The sequence below is a fragment of the Allocoleopsis sp. genome, from assembly GCF_036703385.1.
GTDB lineage: Bacteria > Cyanobacteriota > Cyanobacteriia > Cyanobacteriales > Coleofasciculaceae > Allocoleopsis.
The window spans coordinates 1-18,480 of the sequence record NZ_DATNPA010000437.1; the positions used below are offsets into that span (position 1 = coordinate 1).

11 protein-coding genes and 1 pseudogene are annotated in these 18,480 nt (G+C 45.9%); 7 read left to right on the forward strand and 5 right to left on the reverse strand.

Annotation, left to right across the window (positions count from 1 at the left end; genetic code table 11):
• The 7 genes from V6C93_RS21440 to V6C93_RS21470 all read left to right on the forward strand — a co-directional run.
• Positions 1-759 (forward strand): glycosyltransferase (locus V6C93_RS21440; RefSeq protein WP_333478709.1); only part of this gene is annotated, 759 nt, incomplete at its 5' end.
• Positions 756-2,039: an O-antigen ligase gene (locus V6C93_RS21445; protein WP_333478710.1), complete on the forward strand. Its 1,284-nt coding sequence runs from the start codon at positions 756-758 to the stop codon at positions 2,037-2,039. The genes V6C93_RS21440 and V6C93_RS21445, both read left to right, overlap by 4 nt.
• Positions 2,040-2,103: 64 nt before the next feature.
• Positions 2,104-3,210 (forward strand): glycosyltransferase, encoded by a 1,107-nt coding sequence (locus V6C93_RS21450; protein WP_349262789.1) that lies wholly within the window; start codon positions 2,104-2,106, stop codon positions 3,208-3,210.
• 161 nt (positions 3,211-3,371) lie between these two features.
• Positions 3,372-4,508, forward strand: coding sequence for a glycosyltransferase family 2 protein (locus tag V6C93_RS21455; protein ID WP_333478712.1), 1,137 nt, complete (start codon positions 3,372-3,374; stop codon positions 4,506-4,508).
• Between the two features lie 20 nt (positions 4,509-4,528).
• Positions 4,529-5,623 (forward strand): glycosyltransferase family 2 protein, encoded by a 1,095-nt coding sequence (locus V6C93_RS21460; protein ID WP_333478713.1) that lies wholly within the window; start codon positions 4,529-4,531, stop codon positions 5,621-5,623.
• Positions 5,624-5,733: 110 nt separating this feature from the next.
• Positions 5,734-8,025 (forward strand): hypothetical protein, encoded by a 2,292-nt coding sequence (locus V6C93_RS21465; RefSeq protein WP_333478714.1) that lies wholly within the window; start codon positions 5,734-5,736, stop codon positions 8,023-8,025.
• A 195-nt stretch (positions 8,026-8,220) separates the two neighbouring features.
• Positions 8,221-10,983, forward strand: a complete 2,763-nt coding sequence (locus V6C93_RS21470; RefSeq protein ID WP_333478715.1) for an amino acid adenylation domain-containing protein — start codon at positions 8,221-8,223, stop codon at positions 10,981-10,983.
• Between the two features lie 143 nt (positions 10,984-11,126).
• On the opposite strand, the gene V6C93_RS21475 is transcribed toward V6C93_RS21470, so the two are convergent.
• The 5 genes and pseudogenes from V6C93_RS21475 to V6C93_RS21495 form a co-directional block, all read right to left on the reverse strand.
• Positions 11,127-11,951: a WecB/TagA/CpsF family glycosyltransferase gene (locus tag V6C93_RS21475; protein WP_333478716.1), complete on the reverse strand. Its 825-nt coding sequence runs from the start codon at positions 11,949-11,951 to the stop codon at positions 11,127-11,129.
• Between the two features lie 56 nt (positions 11,952-12,007).
• Positions 12,008-13,021, reverse strand: coding sequence for a UDP-glucose 4-epimerase GalE (galE, locus tag V6C93_RS21480; RefSeq protein ID WP_333478717.1), 1,014 nt, complete (start codon positions 13,019-13,021; stop codon positions 12,008-12,010).
• A gap of 287 nt (positions 13,022-13,308) precedes the next feature.
• Positions 13,309-14,946, reverse strand: a complete 1,638-nt coding sequence (locus V6C93_RS21485) for an HlyD family efflux transporter periplasmic adaptor subunit (protein WP_333478718.1) — start codon at positions 14,944-14,946, stop codon at positions 13,309-13,311.
• Between the two features lie 37 nt (positions 14,947-14,983).
• Positions 14,984-17,968 carry a peptidase domain-containing ABC transporter gene (locus tag V6C93_RS21490; RefSeq protein WP_333478719.1) on the reverse strand — a complete coding sequence of 995 codons (2,985 nt, stop codon included), beginning with the start codon at positions 17,966-17,968 and terminating at the stop codon, positions 14,984-14,986.
• A gap of 301 nt (positions 17,969-18,269) precedes the next feature.
• Positions 18,270-18,480: pseudogene (locus tag V6C93_RS21495) on the reverse strand (peptidylprolyl isomerase); the annotation flags it as partial.

Consider the following 18,480-nt stretch of genomic DNA (forward strand, 5'->3'; position numbering starts at 1 on the left):
ATTATCAAAAGTTATGGAGATAAAATTATCCCAATTTTAAAGGAAAACGGCGGACAGGCTTCGGCTTTTAATACAGGATTTGCAGCAAGTCGGGGAGAAATTATCTGTTTTCTGGATGCCGACGATCTTTTAAAAGCTGAAAAGGCAGCCGAACTTGCAAATATTTTTGTCGAAAATCCTGATATTGGATGGTGTTTTCATCCTTTAGAACTTTTGAGCGAGCGCCCTGAAAAAATGAGTCAACAAAGTTACACGGGTTCATCAGGGAAATACGATATCAGACCCTACATCAAGCAGGGTAAGTTAAAAGGCACATTGCCGTTTGGCGGTCTTGCAACGTCTGGAATGTGTTTCAGGCGATCGCTCCTTCAGCGAATTCTTCCAATGCCTGAAGGAATTCGGATAACTAGCGATGATTACATTAAATATACAGCTTTAGGGCTAGAGCCAGGTTTTGTCATACTTGAAAATTTATCCATACAAAGAATTCATGGCAATAATGCCTATACTTTCAGGAATGACAAGCAGAAATTGAGAGCAAAAATCCATATTCTCACCGCTTATTGGATGAAATATAATTTCCCAGCCCTGTCTAAATTTACCAATAATATTCTTGCAGCTGGAATGAATATGTATTGGCGCAGTGGAGGTATTGACGCCGAAGATCAGAAGCTTGTCAAAAGCTATCTATCATCAGCAAGCCCATTAGAACTTTTGGAGATTTATGCCAGGGCTTCGTACTACCGCCTAAAACCATGAGCCCACTGTTAAATTTTCTGGAAAAGAGGTTTACGATTTTTGCCCTCATCTTTTTGACAGAGGCTTTACGATTCGCTAGCTTATTCGTTGACCCAGATCCTAAAGCTGATGCACCGCCTGCATCTAATCCCTTTGATTCCTTAATGTCATTGTTACAGTATGGCATTTATGGAACTACACTATTCATGCTGGTTGCTAGATGGAAAAGCTCTCTTCGTGTTGCTGTAAGATTTCCTCTCGTTTGGCTCTTACCAGCAACTGCGTTGATGTCGTTCCTTTGGTCTGATTTCTCAGCTTTGTCACTACAGAAGGGAATCACTACAATACAAACTAGCTACTTCGGACTGTATATGGCTTCACGCTTCAACTTGAAGCAGCAGCTACAGATGTTGGCATGGGCGTTGGGCATTGTCGCTGTCTTTTCTGTATTGTTTAGCTTAGCGTTTCCGGGTGCTGCGATCGAAGCTGGGGCAAATGCTGGTGCTTTGCGCGGACCTTTTGCACAGAAGAATATCTTAGCTCGCATTGTAGTGCTTGCGGCAATTGTCTTTTTACTGCTTGCGTTAGACAGTCGTAGGCATCGCCACTGGCTGTGGGGTGGCTTCAGTCTCTCAGTTCTCTTAATTCTGCTGACAGGCTCCAAAACAGCTCTGCTGCTATTTTTAATCATGGTAATTCTTCTACCCTTCTATCAAGCTTTACGTCGGAAAGACACAATATTAATTCCCTTAATCATCACTTTGATCCTGGTGACTGGAAGTATAGCAGTAATAGTTGTTGGTAACTGGGAGAATCTATTGCTCGGTTTGGGTCGAGATCCAACTCTTAGCGGTCGTACCGATCTTTGGGAATTGGCAATTGAGAAGATTTCCGAACGGCCTTGGCTCGGTTATGGGTATCAGGGCTTCTGGCAAGAAGGAGGAGGGGCTGAGATTATTTGGAAAGCAGAAGGGTATAAGCCACCTCATGCTCATAACGGTTTTGTCAATATAACGCTTGATTTAGGCCTAACAGGACTGTGCATTTTTCTGCTAACTCTTGCTGTCAACTATGGGCGCTCAATTGCTTGGCTGCGATTGGGGAGAACTACTGTAGAACTATGGCCAATCTTTTATGTAACTTTCTTTTTTATGTATAACAACACTGAAAATACCATAATTTCGCACAACTCTATTTTTTGGGCATTGCTTGTAGCCGTTTCTCTTTCTCTGAAGCGTAACAGGATGATCAAGCTAGAAAAAATTGAACCTGAGACAGAAAAACAATATGACGCTATTTAGAGAATCTCAAGTCAAAGTTAGTGACAATATCAATTCTCAAGCAAAAGTAAAAATTTCCAACTCCATGACTGACGTAGCAATTTTTTTGATGGATCTTGACGGCGGTGGAGCCGAGAGGGTTATGCTTAACTTAGCTCGTGGTTTTGCCGAGCAGGGGCTAAAGGTAGACCTCGTTTTAGTGAAGGCAGAAGGTCCGTATAGCTTACAACTTCCCCAGCTTTCCCAAAAAGTGCGAGTGATAAAGCTGGAAAATTCTCGACTAATTCTCAGTCTTCCTGCCCTAGCACGCTATCTCAAACAAGAGCAACCTCCAGTCCTCATTTCTGCTCTAGAAGACACCAATATGATCGCTCTGTGGGCTAGGAGGTTAGCGGGTGTCTCTACTCAAGTGATTGTGACTGTGCACAATCATCTTTCCCGCGCAGCCAAGCATGCCACTAAACTCAAGCACCGACTGACTCCTCAATTTGTTAAGTGGTTCTACCCTAGAGCTGATACGATTGTGGCCGTGTCGCAAGGTGTAGCTGAGGACTTGGTCGATATGGGCTTGCCCTCAGAAAAAATTAAAGCCATCTACAATCCCATCGTCACCCCAGAATTCAGCGAGAAACTCCAGGAATCTGTCGATCACCCTTGGTTTTCATCTGGTCAACCCCCGGTGATTTTAGGAGTGGGACGCTTAGACAAGCAGAAAGATTTTCCGACTCTGATCCATGCCTTTGCGAGAGTACGGCAACAGCATGAAGTCCGATTGATGATTTTGGGTGAGGGTAATGAGCGCTCTCATTTAGAATCGCTGGCGCAGTCACTGGGTTTGGCAGAAGAACATGTAGTTTTTCCAGGATTTGTTGCTAATCCCTATGCGTACATGGCACAAGCCGCTGTACTAGTTCTCTCCTCGGCTTGGGAGGGTTTTGGCAACGTTCTGGTAGAAGCTCTGGCAGCAGGAACTCCAATTGTATCTACTGATTGTGAGAGTGGACCAGCAGAAATTTTGGCAAACGGGCAGTACGGAAAATTAGTTGCTGTAGGAGATAGTGAGGGCATGGCAAAAGCGATCGCACAAACCTTAGAAGAAGCTCCAGACTCTAAGTTTCTCCAAGAAAGGGCAGATGAATTCTCCTTAAAGAAAGCTCTTACCCAATATCAGCAATTATTGCCCATTAAGTAATACAGCCAGCTGAGGTAATTTTTATTTCAACCTTGGTCAATCTGTAACTTAACGCCAGATATTACTCTTTGCGTTGGTGAGCAGAGATGAATAACAGGGATGCCCTATTTTTCCTGTCTTCTTATTGCTTTTGTTAACACCCTATAAGTGAGGATGGAAAGATGAGTAACGATAGAAAACTATACATCAGCATTGGTATCCTTGCCTATAATGAATCTGCTGTAATTAGCACAACGCTGAATTCTTTGCTACAGCAAAGTCTGTTCAGCGAACCTAACCCTGACATGGTTATTGAAATTGTAGTTGTGCCTAATGGTTGCAAAGATGATACCGCAGCTATTTCTAGAGCCACGCTAGCAGAGCTAATCAAACCCTCCCTTCATACCAATGTTAACTGGCGAGTCTGTGAGGTGGAACAGGCTGGGTTAGCAAATGCTTGGAACCTGTACATTCATGAATTCTCCGATCCTCAAGCTGACTATCTTTTCGTGATGTCGGCTGACATTCAATTGCTCGATCCCCAAACTCTTCGCTCGATGGTTCAAATTTTGGAAACAAGACCAGAAGCTTGGGTATCTGTGGATAAGCGAATTAAAGATGTATCCCTCAAAGAGAAAAAGAGCTTGATGGAACAGCTTTCTACCTTGGTCTCGGGATTGTCCGGGAGTAAAGCTGTTGAGGGTAGTGCAGCTTGGATCTCTGGTCAGCTTTCCTGTACTAGGGCTAAAGTACTGCGTAGAATCTGGATGCCCACCACTTTACCAACTGATGATGCTTTCCTATACACCATGATCGTTACAGATTTTTTAAAAGCACCTGAAGAACCGAATCGAGTGATTCTTGCTAGCTCTGCTTCTCATGTTTTTGAAGCTTACACTGACATGAATCGTCTCCTCCGGCATGAGAAGTGGCTAATCTTTGGTCAGGCAGTCAATGAGTTGCTATACGCTGACCTATTAGAAAACAGCAAGGAGCAACAAGATATTACTTTACTCATTAAGCAAAGGAACGAACGAGATCCATTTTGGCTGAATAAACTGGTTCAAACTGCTATCAATGAAAAAGGTGGTTGGCTAATTCCTAATTTTATACTAATTCGTCGTTTCCAAAGCCTATTTTATAAACCTATCTACAAAGCAATTTTACTATTTCCTTTAGCTTTTGCAGCATTCATATTAGATGCAATTCTCGCATTTCAGGTAAATCTTGAACTACATAGTAAAGGAGGAGTGGGTTATTGGTTAGGTTCCGGAGGTTGGGGGAAATCTGCTCAAAAATCTACTCAATTAGTTCAATGAATCTATTAGTGTATGAACAAATGTCTATTAATAAATTGAACATCAGCATTGGTATCGTTGCCTACAACGAGTCAGGATCAATTAGCAAAATGCTGCATTCTCTATTCCAGCAGAGCCTATTCAACGAACCTGATTCCGATATGGTGGTTGAAATTGTGGTTGTGTCCAACGGGTGTACTGACGATACAGCAATTGTCGCTAAAAACACACTAAAGGAGTTAATTAACCCTTCGTTTCACACCAATGTCCACTGGCGGGTATGCGAGATCGAGCAACCAGGAAAGTCTAATGCTTGGAACATATACGTCCACGAGTTATCCAACCCTACAGCTGACTACTTGTTCCTGATGGACTCTGACATTCAACTGCTCGATCCTCAAACTCTTCGCTCCATGATCCATCTATTGGAAACTAGAGCTGAAGCATGGGTAGCTGTAGATAAACCAATTAAAGACGTAACCCTTAAAGAAAATAAGACTCTGATGGATCGGCTTTCTGCTTCAGTGTCAGAGTTGTCCGGGGGTAAGGCAGTAGAGGGAGGTGCAGCTTGGATTTGTGGTCAGCTCTACTGTGCTAGAGCCCAAGCGATACGCAGGATCTGGCTGCCGACTAAGTTACCCACTCAAGACGCTTTCCTATACACCATGATCGTTACAGATTGTCTAAAAGCAGTAAAAGATCCTAATCGAGTCATCCTTGCCAAATCTGCATCCCATGTTTTTGAAGCTTACACCAGCATAAATCGCTTATTACGCCACGAGAAGTGGCTAATTCTTGGCAGAACGATTAACGAATTGATCTATAGCGAGATCTTAGCAGACGGCAATAAGCAGCAAGATGTTGGTTCACTGATTAAGCAAAGAAACGAACAAGACCCTCTCTGGCTGAACAAACTTATCCAAGCCGCAATAAAGGAAAAAGGCTGGTGGTTAATTTCCAGGTTTGTCTTAATTCGCCGTTTCCAAAGCCTCTTGCATAAACCTCCACAGAAGGCAGTTGTACTATTTCCATTAGCCACAATCGCCTTTCTGGCAGACCTTGTACTCTCCTTTCAGGCTAATCTCGAAATACACCAAGGAGTAGAATTTGGCTATTGGGGGAAACAAGCTAAGTGAGATGTTGGCAATTTCATTCCCATTGATTTCAGGGGCTAACTTTAAGCAAAAAGGAATGAAACTTCAGAAACTTTATCTCAATTGGTACAGGTCGTAACCTTGGTGCAAACATGAAATGTATTAGGTACTTGGCAAAAGTCAAGTTTGTCTACCTAGCCCTAGCAATTAGCACCCTTTTGCTGGCTATTTCTGCCAGAAGTCTATTTACCTTACCGACTAACAGCCGTGTATCCGCTCTAGCTACTGAAAAAACTTTGTTCACTACGCCTACAGGTGAAGTATACGAATGGAGCGATGTCAAAATTGGGGCAGGTGGCTTTGTTACAGGTATAGTCATCCATCCTAAAGCTGCTGACATTATTTATGCTCGCACTGATGTAGGTGGGTTGTTTCGCTGGAACTCAACGAACCAAGCATGGACGCAGTTGCTACGAGGAGATAATGTGCCTCATGAAGTATCAAGTAACATTGAAAGCGTTGCGATCGCACCCAGCGACCCCAACATTCTCTACGCCGCTACAGGAGCCTACACCAAGACGGACGAAAAAGGTGTAACCCCTGGAACCTTACTCAAGTCTGGCGATCGCGGCAATACCTGGCAAATCCTCAACCTCAAACTCCCGATGGGAGGTAACGAGCATTGGCGTTGGACAGCAGAACGCCTTGCTGTAGACCCTAACAATAGCAATATCGTTTATTTTGCTTCTCGCTTGAATGGACTGTGGAGAAGTTTCGACGGCGGACAGGAGTGGTCGCAAGTTAGTACATCAATGGTTCCTGTGGGAGAACCTCACCCAGAAGTTTCGCAGCGAGCAGGGGTAACTTATGTCGTATTCGACCCCTCATCAGGTACTACTGATAGCAAAACAAAGGTAATTTACGCTGGTGTATCTGGTCAAGGAATTTACCGCACCACTGATGCAGGCACCACCTGGCAAGTGTTGAGCGGAGGGCCTGAGCGCGACTTGGTTCCTCAACAAGGTGTGGTGACGAGCAAAGGAGACCTAATTACCACCTTTTACAAGCAAGAAAAAGACCCTCGTGGTGCTGTTTGGAAATTCAACAGAGCAGGTTGGCAGGATATTACTCCAGAAAAGGGGAAGAACTACTCAGCCGTAGCTGTTGACCCAAACAAGCCAGACACCTTCTTTGTCGTCACGTATCCGATGAGTCCCAACGGTATTTATCGTTCAGATAATGGGGGAGCCAACTGGATAAGGTTAAACAATAGCTTAGACAAACTTCCGTGGTGGCCCGACTGGAGTTTTTGGACTATTTCTGGAGGTATTGCTGTCTCTCCCTTTCATCCCGGACAAGTTTGGCTGACGAACGGCATTGGCGTTTGGAAGACAGAAGACGGTTATGCTCAGACGGTTAAATGGTCAGCAACAGTTAATGGTATAGAAGAAACCGTCACCTTTGATGCCGTCAGCACTCCCAATGGAGCAAGCTTAATTAGTGCGATCGCAGATTTTGATGGCTTTAGGCATGACTCCTTAGATTCTTTCCCCACTAAAACCAATAGCAATGGGGCTTTCATGACCACAAATAGCATCGCCTACAGCAGCGGAAATCCTAACTTTGTAGTTTCAGTGGGAGCCAATCATCATGACCCTAAAGTCATGAGAGCTGGATTTTCCAAAGACAATGCTAGAACTTGGCAAAACTTTCCGTCCATTGAGAAGAAAACCCATCCTGACGACCTAGTCTTCGGGAATGTTGCTGTATCCGCCACAGATACTCAAAATATTGTCTGGCAACCCAGTAATGGTAAGCCTCCCTATTTTACAAAAGATGGGGGAACCACCTGGAAACAAATTACATTTTTCGGACAGAAAGAAATTGGCTCGAATATTCATACACACTTATGGAATCGACAGCAAGCTTTAGCTGCCGACTCTATTAAAGGAGGAACATTCTACATTTACCACCATGAAAAAGGGCTGTTCCTAAGTACCCACGATGGAGGTGAAACCTGGCAAATCGTCAACAAGTCAATACCCACAGGAATATGGGATGGAGCTAATGTCAAAACTGCACCGGGTATTGCTGGTGAGGTTTGGGTCAGTCTCAAGGAAAAGGGGATATACCGCTCAAGCAACTTTGGCAACGATTTTGTTAAAGTGGCACAGGTTGATGAAGCTCAAGCGCTGGCCTTTGGCAAAGCAGCAGCGGGAGTGAGCCATTCGACAGTCTTTATTCAGGGTAAGGTGAATTCTCAGTCCGGAGTTTTCCGTTCTACCGACTTGGGTAAAACTTGGATTAAAGTCGCTAAATATCCAAAAGGTTATTTTGGAGAACCCCGTGTCTTAGTCGGAGACATGAATGTATTTGGACGGGTTTTCATGGGAACAAGTGGCAATGGATTTATTTATGGACAGCCGAGCATTTCTGTTCATTAAATTACACCCGAGCTCTCTTTGAATAAAAACTATTTTGGGTTCAATTCAAAGCAATTTACCTGATACATAACTTGTATTTTTCCCAGACAATATCTCGATTTCTTATCAATTATTTTGCGAATTAAAACCCTTTAACAGGCTAAGTTTAATGACAAGGATGCATCTAGTTGTTTACCAAAAAACTTGCACTCTTCTATGAAAACTGTCAACACTGAATTACTCTTACCAAATCCAACTCAAGTACTTTGTTGTGAATGGGAAGGAGCTGTTCATAGCCACTTTGCCCACCAAGCTCAACGAGTGCCACAACAGCTAGCGGTTATAGATGCACAAGTTGCCTGGAACTATGCAGAACTTGATGCCAATAGCAACCAACTTGCCAACTATCTTCGCGAAAATGGCATTCAATCCCAAGACATTGTTGCCATCTACAGCCATCGCAGCGCTTCACTGGTTTGGGCAGTACTGGGCGTTCTCAAAGCGGGTGCAGCCTTTGTCATTTTAGATCCTGCTTATCCAGCGTCTCGCCTGATTAATTGTCTTCGCATTGCTCAGCCGCGTGGTTGGTTGCAACTCAAAGGCGCAGGAGAACTGCCTGATGCTCTGGACGAATTTGTCAAAACCTTATCCTGTTGCTGTTCTCTTCAACTTTCCCCACGCGCCATTGCGGCAGATGGAGCATTAAGCCGTTATTCCACCAACGACCCAATGGTGGCGGTTGAGTCGGATAACTTACTCTATGTCGCCTTTACATCTGGCTCAACTGGAATTCCTAAAGGAATTTTGGGAACTCACAGACCGCTCTCCCATTTTATTAAGTGGCACAGTCAGACATTTGGTTTCAATGAGTCAGACCGATTTAGTATGCTTTCTGGGTTGGCTCACGACCCTTTACTGCGAGATATCTTTACACCGCTATCCTTGGGCGCTACCTTATGTATTCCTTCGCAAAAGGATATAGAGACGCCCGGTCAATTGGCTGATTGGATGCACCAACAACAGGTGAGCATTTCTCATTTAACGCCACCGATGGGTCAACTGATAACCCATATAACACCTAGCTCTAGAACGGCGAACGGCGAACTGACCTCTCTTCGCTATGCCTTTTTTGGTGGGGATAGGTTGAAACAGCACGATGTCTACCGACTCCGAACGTTAGCTCCTTTTGTCACCTGCGTTAATTTTTACGGAGCGACAGAAACCCCTCAAGCTATGGGATATTTTATTGTGCCTAACTCGGACGCTCAAGTTGAGGAGGGCGAGCCAACGAATTTAAACGAGAGCATACCTGTAGGGCGGGGAATTCAGGATGTGCAATTACTCGTTCTCAACGCAGAGCGGCAGTTGGTTGAGATCGGGGAAGTGGGAGAAATTTATGTTCGTACCCCTTACTTAGCCAAAGAATACATCGGCGATGAGCAACTGACCCACGAGCGATACATCACTAATGCATACACGCAAACACCAGAAGATCGCTGTTATAAAACTGGAGACTTAGGCCGTTATCTGCCCGACGGTAATGTCGAATGTCTCGGTCGCATTGATTATCAGGTCAAGATTCGCGGCTTCCGCATTGAAGTTGGAGAAATTGAAGCTGTCCTCAGAGAACATCCTGCCGTTCGGGAAACGGTGGTCGTTGCGCGAGAAGACGACCTAGGCGAAAAGCGCCTCGTCGCTTATATTGTTTGCGATCGCACTATCCCCATCAGTGAGCTTCGGCAGTCGATCAAAGACAGGTTACCTGACTATATGGTGCCGTCTGCCTTTGTCCGGTTAGACGCTCTGCCCCTCACCCCCAATGGGAAAGTAGACCGTCGCGCTCTGCCTGCCCCCGATACTGTCCGGCAAGAATTGGAAGAAACATTTGTCGCTCCCCGGACTGATTTAGAACGCCAGCTGACAGAAATTTGGGAAAAAGTTTTAGGTATCCAGCCCATTGGCATCAGAGACAACTTCTTTGAACTGGGGGGACACTCGCTACTTGCTGTACGCCTGCTGACTGAAATTGAAAAAATTTCTGGCAAAAACCTGCCGCTGGTCAGCTTTCTTGAGGCACAGACAGTTGAGCAGCTAGCGACTCTTCTTGACAGCGAAGACTCTCAAGCTTGGCAGACGCTGGTCAAGATTAAACCGGGCACGACTAAACCCCCTCTGTTTTGTCTTCATGCCGTTTGGGGTAATGTCTTCTTTTATCAAAAACTGGCGCGTTACCTGGACCCCAGCCAACCTGTCTATGGGATACAAGCGCAGGGACTCGATGGTAAACAACCGCCTCGTACTTCGCTGACGGAAATGGCTGCTCACTACATCCAAGAAATCCGCACGGTTCAGCCGAATGGACCTTACTATATTGGCGGCTTCTCGTTTGGCGGTTTGCTCGCCTTTGAAATCGCACGACAGCTTCACGCCCAAGGTCAGAAGATTGCGGTGTTGGCAATATTTGATACCCCGGCTCCGGGTTACCACCACGTCCACGCTTCAGAGTCGGATGAGTCAAAACTTTCTCAGTTATTGGGTCGAAGTTTCTTTCATGTTGGTAAGCTTCTGAAATTGAGCATTAAAGAGCAACTAACTTACCTATGGGAACGCATCTGGTGGCACTTGACAGAAGGGAAGCTGAATTTTTTCTATAAGATGTACCTACGTTACATCACGCGATCGCTTCAAGAGCTACGACTCTTGGAAATTCTAGCCGCAAACCATCAAGCTAGAGATGGTTATATCCCTCAATCTTATCCAGGTCAATTAACTTTGTTTCAAGCCACCGCTCGGCCTGCGGGGTTTGATAATGAGCTTGAATTGGGTTGGGGTCAGTTGGTTACAGGTGGAGTGGAGTGCTATCCAATTCCTGGAGCTCATACCGATATGATGGAAGAACCGCAAGTCAAGCTTGTTGCTGAAAAATTGCAATATTGTATGGATAAGGCTCAGGCAAATAAGACGGCGTTGACAGATTAACTCATCCCAGAAAAAATACTTAAATCTATATACTTAAGCCGAATCTTCCTCTTTTTGGGGAACTTCAGCTTAAGTATCAAGTAGGTGCCAACATCTGGAAAATGGAAAAAGCTTTTTGGCGTCCATTCCCCAAGTTTGCATCTTTACAAATCTGGAATCGACCGCAGCACCAACTTACTGATAATGCTGCGAAGATGAAGCTTCTGTTTCAAAATCAACCAACAGAAGATCGGCCCCCCAATCAAGTACCGCTTCCACAATCTCTTCGGTTCAGAGATTAGCCGATGTAACCATTCCAATCCAATCTCAGTCACCCACTTAGGAGCTCGTTTTTTATTACCCGCCTCAAAGTCAATCGTTGCTCCGATCGCCAAAAATATCTTAATATGGGGCAACTGATCTTTATACTTGTGTATCCACTTCTCTTGCTTCGGCGCACCCACCCCTATAGCTAAGACTGTTGCGCCGGAGTTGTTAATTTCTTCAATAATTTCTTGACATTCTTCTTCATTCTTTTCAAATCCGAAAGAGGGGGAATGCGCCCCAACCACAATTTTTCTACCCAATTTAGTATTCAAATTTTCTTGAGCCTGGAGTGCCACTCCTTCTTGGGCTCCTAATAGGAAGACTTTAATCGCTTCATTGTTTTTGTGATACTTACAAAAAGAAGGAAAAAAATCAGAGCCAGAAATTTTCTCTTTTACCGGTGTTCCTAAAAATCTAGAAACATAATAGAGAATTTTGCTATCACACAATTTATAGTCAGCCGTCTCGTAAACCTTCAAAAACTCTGGATCGTTTTCCAGTAAGAGCAGGTGATCAACATTTGGGGTGAATACCACGCCCCGGTCTAGGTGCTTTAAAACCTCTAACTCTGTGACATTATCAATGTCTACATTCAATATCCTGACTTTGTCCGTTGTTATCGGACCTGGCTTTTGAACAATATCTAATTGACTATCCATCATTGTTTGACCTGGCTGTTGCAACGCATTCAATTAACCCTAACCAAATCTGTTATAGCCTACTTAGAGGCAGCACCAAAACCCTCATGTCGCTTCTGATGCCACTGCCAAGCATGTTTTAGGATAGTTTCTAAGTCTGCATACTGGGGGTTCCACCCTAAGACTTGCTTAGCCTTCTCGCCACTGCCGACGAGGATGGGGGGGTCTCCTGCGCGACGATCAGCCAGAGTCGCTGGAATCGGGCGACCCGTGACAATACGGGCGGCTTCAATGACTTCTTGGATGGAGAATCCCTGAGCATTCCCCAAGTTAAACACTTCGGTCTTCCCGCCATTCAACAAGTACTTTAGTCCCAAAATGTGAGCTTGAGCCAGATCAGCGACATGAATGTAGTCCCGAATGCAAGTACCATCGGGGGTGTCGTAATCGGTACCATAAATCGAAATACTCTCCCGCTTGCCCAGGGCGGTCAACAGCACCAAAGGGATGAGGTGGGTTTCAGGCATGTGGTCTTCTCCCAAACGCCCTAGGGGGTCAGCTCCAGCCGCGTTAAAATACCGGAAGCGCACAGAGCGCAGATCATAGGCACGGTCAAAATCGTCTAAGATGTTTTCCACCATCAGCTTAGTCATGCCGTAGGGATTAATCGGCTGCTGAGGCTGGTCTTCGCAAATCGGAATCTGTTCAGGGATACCGTAAGTCGCACAGGTTGAAGAAAACACAAAGTTCTTGATTCCGGCATCACACATCGCCTCCAGCAGTGTAAGAGTCCCGGTTACATTATTGCGATAGTACTTGGCGGGCTGACCTACTGACTCACCCACATAAGCATAGGCGGCAAAATGCATTACGGCGGCGAATTCCCGCGATTTAAAGATCTGATCTAGCAGTGCCCGGTCTCCAATATCACCTTGAATCAGTTCTGCTTTGAGTACTGTCTCTACTACATCGCGATGACCATAGACCAAATTATCTAAGATGACTACCTCATAGCCCGCCTCTTGCAGAGCCAGAACAGCGTGAGAACCAATGTAGCCTGCACCGCCCGTTACCAAAATTGTAGGATTTGCCATTGCCGATAAGGTTAAAGTTTTACAAAAAAAAGGGGACAATCAAAATCAATTTCCCCTGCCTGTCGGTTATTTTCGTCTGGTAGCTTGGGTGTACGTGGTAGATGGGACTAAGATACTCAACATGTAATTGGCACAGTGTGACGGGGAGTAGAGCGGGAATTTTACTGCCATGCGGAAAGTCTTACAGAGAACGTGTTGGGTTTTTCCGGCTTCCCCACTCCACTTGGATGCCTGAATACACTAAATGTACTGCCAGCTTAGCAGCTTTTGAGCCAAAGATAAACACCCTAGCGAACTGTTTTCAAGCTATCCGTTTTGGAATTGAATAAGTCTGTGAAAATGCTCATTACCGTGCGATCGCGCACTCGAATATTGACGCTGACTGACATTCCCGATTGCAATGGCACTTTTCGGTCATTTAGACTAATAAACTGCTGCTTTAACTTGATTTTTGCCGGAAACCGATAAAAGCGATGAATTTCATCCGGTGGTAGAGCATCAGAACCAATTCCGACTAACTCCCCTTTAACATCCCCAAACTCACTAAAAGGAAACGAGTCAATCCTTACATCAACAGACATTCCTTCTTTAACAAACCCAATATCTTTATTGGTGATATCAACCTTAGCGATGAGGGCATCCTCAGGCACAATTTTCAGGATGGGTTCTGTTGAATTGGTGACAAATCCTGTAGCGGCGGGTTTCAAATCAAAGACTGTTCCGCTGACAGGGGCACGTAGCTCTTGGTAATTAAGAGTGACTTCCGCCTGCTTCAATTGGCTATCGATTTCTGCAATTTTTTTGTCATTAGCGACAATTGTTTCTCTCAACTGCCGTTTCAGAGAGTCTAGTTTGGAATCAATATCGTTAATCTGTTTATTATTGGAAGCAATCAGATCGGTTAGCTCTTTTTTCGTAAGAGCTTTAGTATTTTCTAGTTGTTCTCTAGCCTTTGCCCGATCTAATTCCAGACGTAATCTTTCATCCGTTAGCTGTTGAACCTCAGCTTGGCGAGTGCCTACCTCACTTTGCTGCTTAGTGTACTGGATGCGGGAGAACCCCCCTACACGAACCAGAGGTTCAAGATCGTTAAGAATCTTCTGCTCAGTTTTCAACCTCTCTTTGGAATTGGCAAGTTGAGATTCATTCTGGTCGATCCGTTTTTTGAGTTGGGCGACTTCCGACTCAGCGGCGGCGATGCGAGAGTTCAGTTCTGCTGTGGCAAACTGCATACGCTGGCGTTGTTCAGTGCCTAGGTTCCCAGATCGAGGGCTATCATCAATTCGACTTTGATAAAACTGATTTTCAGCAATTAGAGCGTCTCGACTTTTAATCAGAGAGGGAAGTTCTGAAGACAGTTCCACTTGTGTCTGTGATGGTGGAGTTAGCGCAGACGTGGGATTGCGCAGTGCTGAGCGATAAAACTGGTTTTCTTGAAGTAACTTAGTGCGGATTTGATTGAAGGAAGCGAGTTTAGCTTTATCAGCTGTGGGATCAAGTCTGAGCAGTAAATCCCCTTTTTTGACTGATTGCCCATCCCGAACATTCAGTTCTTTAACCACCCCAGCAACAGGAGCTTGGATCTCTTGAACCTTGCCTTGTGGCTCCAGTTTCCCTTGGGCGGGAACGGCTTCCTCGATTTTGGCGACACTAGCCCAAATTACTCCGAAGGTGGTTACACCCATAATCGCCCAGATGATGCCCCGTGACCAATAGTGAGGTTGTCGTAGAATGACAGGCTGATCGAATTCGGCCTGTCCGTTGGGGCGGCTGCCATTACTCTTACCGTTACCGTTCCCATTGGAGGTGGCACCGTTACCGTTAGTGTGGGTGAGTGCAACTTGATGCGGTTGGCTGGGAACCGAAGGAGACTTGAGTGCAATCTGGTTGTTTTGGTCTAAATTCGACCCGTTATGTCGGTTCATAGGTTTTGTGAGTTCCTGCTGGTTCAGTAAGGAGAAGTTATAGTTGCGCTTCTTGTTGGAGGTAGAGGCAATAGTAGCGACCTTTTTGCTCCATCAATTCCTCATGGGTGCCTTGTTCGACAACGGCTCCCTGATCCATCATCAAAATCAGGTCAGCGTTGCGAATTGTCGTCAGGCGATGGGTAATGAACAAGACTGTGCGTCCTTTATAGACTTGGGCTAGATTTAAACACACCTGTCGTTCTGTGTTGTAGTCCAAAGCACTGGTGGCTTCGTCTAAAATCAGCAGTTGGGGGCTTTGCAAAATCGTCCGAGCGATCGCAATTCGCTGGCGTTGTCCCCCGGATAAGGCAGAACCCCGCTCTCCTACCCGCGTGTTGTAGCCACTGGGCAACTCCATAATAAAATCGTGGGCAGCAGCAACCCTCGCCGCCTCAATAATGTCCTCAGAGCTCGCATCAGGATTGGTTAGAGCAATATTCTCCTGCACGGTACCATCAAACAGCAGGGTTTCCTGAGGCACAATACCAATCTGACGCCGCAGGGAATAAAGTTCGACCTTACTAATGTCGTAGCCATCCACAACGATGCGCCCGGAGAGGGGATCGTACAGTCGAGGTAACAGCTTAGTCAGAGTACTTTTACCCGAACCACTTTGACCGACAATCCCGACAAAGGTCCCCGCAGGGATTTCTATGCTGATATTGTTCAACTGCAAGGGACCCGTCGTGCCAAAGCGAAACGAGACATCCTCATACTTCACCGTTCCCTGGACTGGCGGCAGCGTAATATTGTAGCGATCGGTTTCGTCCGCTTCTTGGGGAGAATCCACAATATCACTGAGGCGTTCCAAAGATAGTGCTGTTTGCTGGAAATTTTGCCAAATTTGGGCTAACCGTAACAAGGGGCCAGTCACATACCCAGAAATAATACGGAAGGCAATCAACTGACCTAAAGTTAACTTCCCATCCAACACCAAATAGGCTCCCACCCAAAGTACCAGTAAGGCCGAGAGTTTGTTCAAGAAATTGCTGGTTGAACTCGCTGCTGTGGAGGTCAAAACATTCTTAAATCCCTCACTGACATAGCGACCATAGCGTTCTTGCCACTTCCATCGGGCTCGTAACTCAATATTTTGGGCTTTCACGGTGGAAATTCCCGATAAAACCTCCACCAAATAGGATTGAGTTTCTGCCTGACGTTCCGCCTTGGTGCGTAGCTGTCGCCGCACAATAGGAGAAACGACGACTGTAAGCAAAATAAATAAAGGAATCACCGCCAACGTCACCAACGTCAACAGCCAACTATAGATGAACATAACGACGATGTAGACGACGGAAAAAACCGCATCTAGCACCACAGTCAGAGCTGTCCCGGTGAGAAACTGGCGAATATTCTCCAGCTCCCCAATACGGGTGGCTAATTCCCCAACGGGTCGTCGTTCAAAATAGCGCAAAGGCAGGCGCAACAAGTGGTCAATAATTTCTGAACCCAGCGCCATGTCAATCCGGTTCGTCGTATCTACAAATAAGTAGGTACGCAGACTGGTTAACAGGGCTTCAAAAATCGCTACGGCTACCAGCAAAACCCCCAGGACGTGCAGGGTGTTGATACTGTTTTGCACAATCACCTTGTCAATGATCAACTGAATCATCAAGGGATTAGCTAGACCAAACAGTTGCACGAAGAAGGAAGCAATGAGAACTTCCGTGAAAACTCGGCGGTAACGAATGACGGAAGGAATAAACCAGTTTAGGCCAAACCGCTCCTTAGGCGTTGATTTGGTGGCTTTGAGCAGGAGCGCCTGTCCGTCGTCACCCCAGTCTGCGATGAAACGCGCGGGTTTAATGCGCTTAATTCCGCTGTCTGGTACTGCCAGTACCAATTCTCGATCGCTACTCTCGTAGAGGATGGCAAAGTTGTCTTGCCAACTAAGCAATGCTGGAGTTGGCAGACGGTTCACCGCCACAGCTGGGACGTTCACCAGTTGAACACTCAGCCCCATTAATTCTGCGATCGCACCACAGTGCATCAGGGATAGACTACCCGAACGCGCTTCTTGGGTGGTAATCACCCGGCGTATAATATCCCGACGGAAGGGCATCTCAAAATATTGCGCAAGCATCTGGAAGCAAGCCAGGGTTCCCTCAACCTCGCCTCTACCCTGAACAAAGGGGTAGTTTCGCTTGCCTGCTCCTTGTTCAGAACTGTGGCTGCCTGACGCTGTGAGCATTTGATCATTGGCGAAAGGAATCTCTTCTAGGGTCGAGAGGCTACTACTCCCGTCTGGACTAGCAGAGACTTCAAGTGTTGATGTTGGGCTAGTAGGGAAGAGTAACTCAGATGGAATTCCCACTAAACGAGTGGCACCGGAACCGTTGACGATCAGTGTCGTTAGGGTTTCCGAATTGAGGCATGAGCCAACGGGTACATTCGCTGACGCCCCCCCACTGACAAACCAAACCCGACTGGTGTCGAGCTGGCTGGACATTTGCCTCCCCTGAGACACATTAAGAATTAAGGAGTTTGACCACGCTTGAAGAGCCAGTTCTTTGAGATTCACTACCGCGTCAGCGCGTCGTGCTAGTTCTGCCCCCAACAGGTCGAAAATTTCCACTAAGGCACAACGTGATCGGAAGGCGGATGCAAGAGTGGGTTCTAAATCCAACCAGCGCAAGAATTCGGCGACATTCAGGGTGAGACAAACCGCTTCCGTCGATGCGATCGCTGTTTCACAGGGAATTCCCCTGAGTACACTAACCCAGCCGATGATTTCTCCCGGTTGCAGTAATTTCAACGTTATGGGTGTACCGCCGCGAAGGTCGTATCCAAGGAGACGGGCTTGCCCTTGAAACAGAATGGAAATGTGAGGTGGCATTTGTTCCCGAATCGCAATGGCCTGACCCATGCGATAGCGCAGCAACTGACACTGGCTTGACAGTTTGGCTCGTGCTGACGAGGAGAGCTGATCAAACGGATAGATGCCAGCTAGAAATTCTTGTATGGTGGTCGTATAGGTCATTTCAATTCACTTGAAATTAGTCCTGATGCGGAAAGATAGAGTGAGGCAATCGATGTTCCGGGGTCTTTGAGTTCAAAGAGGGGTATCTCTTGTACAGGGTCTTTTAAACTAACTAGCTATCTTATATATCTCTCTGGGTTTGACAACTTATGCAATAGTCGTTTCGATCAGAACAGGAGTAAATCCTTATCTGTTAACTTAGGACTATTTCCACTCAAGATTTATTGGCTTAATTTTTCTTATTCTCAGCACGAGATTTTTGGGCTGTAAGCCTGATTTGTCGCCCCAGTTTCCAGGGAACTCAAACCACTGAGGACTCATTGAGAACAGCTAACTGCTGGTTTAGTTGCTCAGTCAGCCAGGTTGAAAAACACTCATTGAGCAACCGTTGACGCATGGGGGCGTCTAGCTGGGCTGGGATAAACTTTTCTAAGCGTACAATCACCACCCATTCTCCGACACGTGTTGGTGGGCTAAGTTGACCGGGTTTACTTAAACGTAGGATTTGAGCG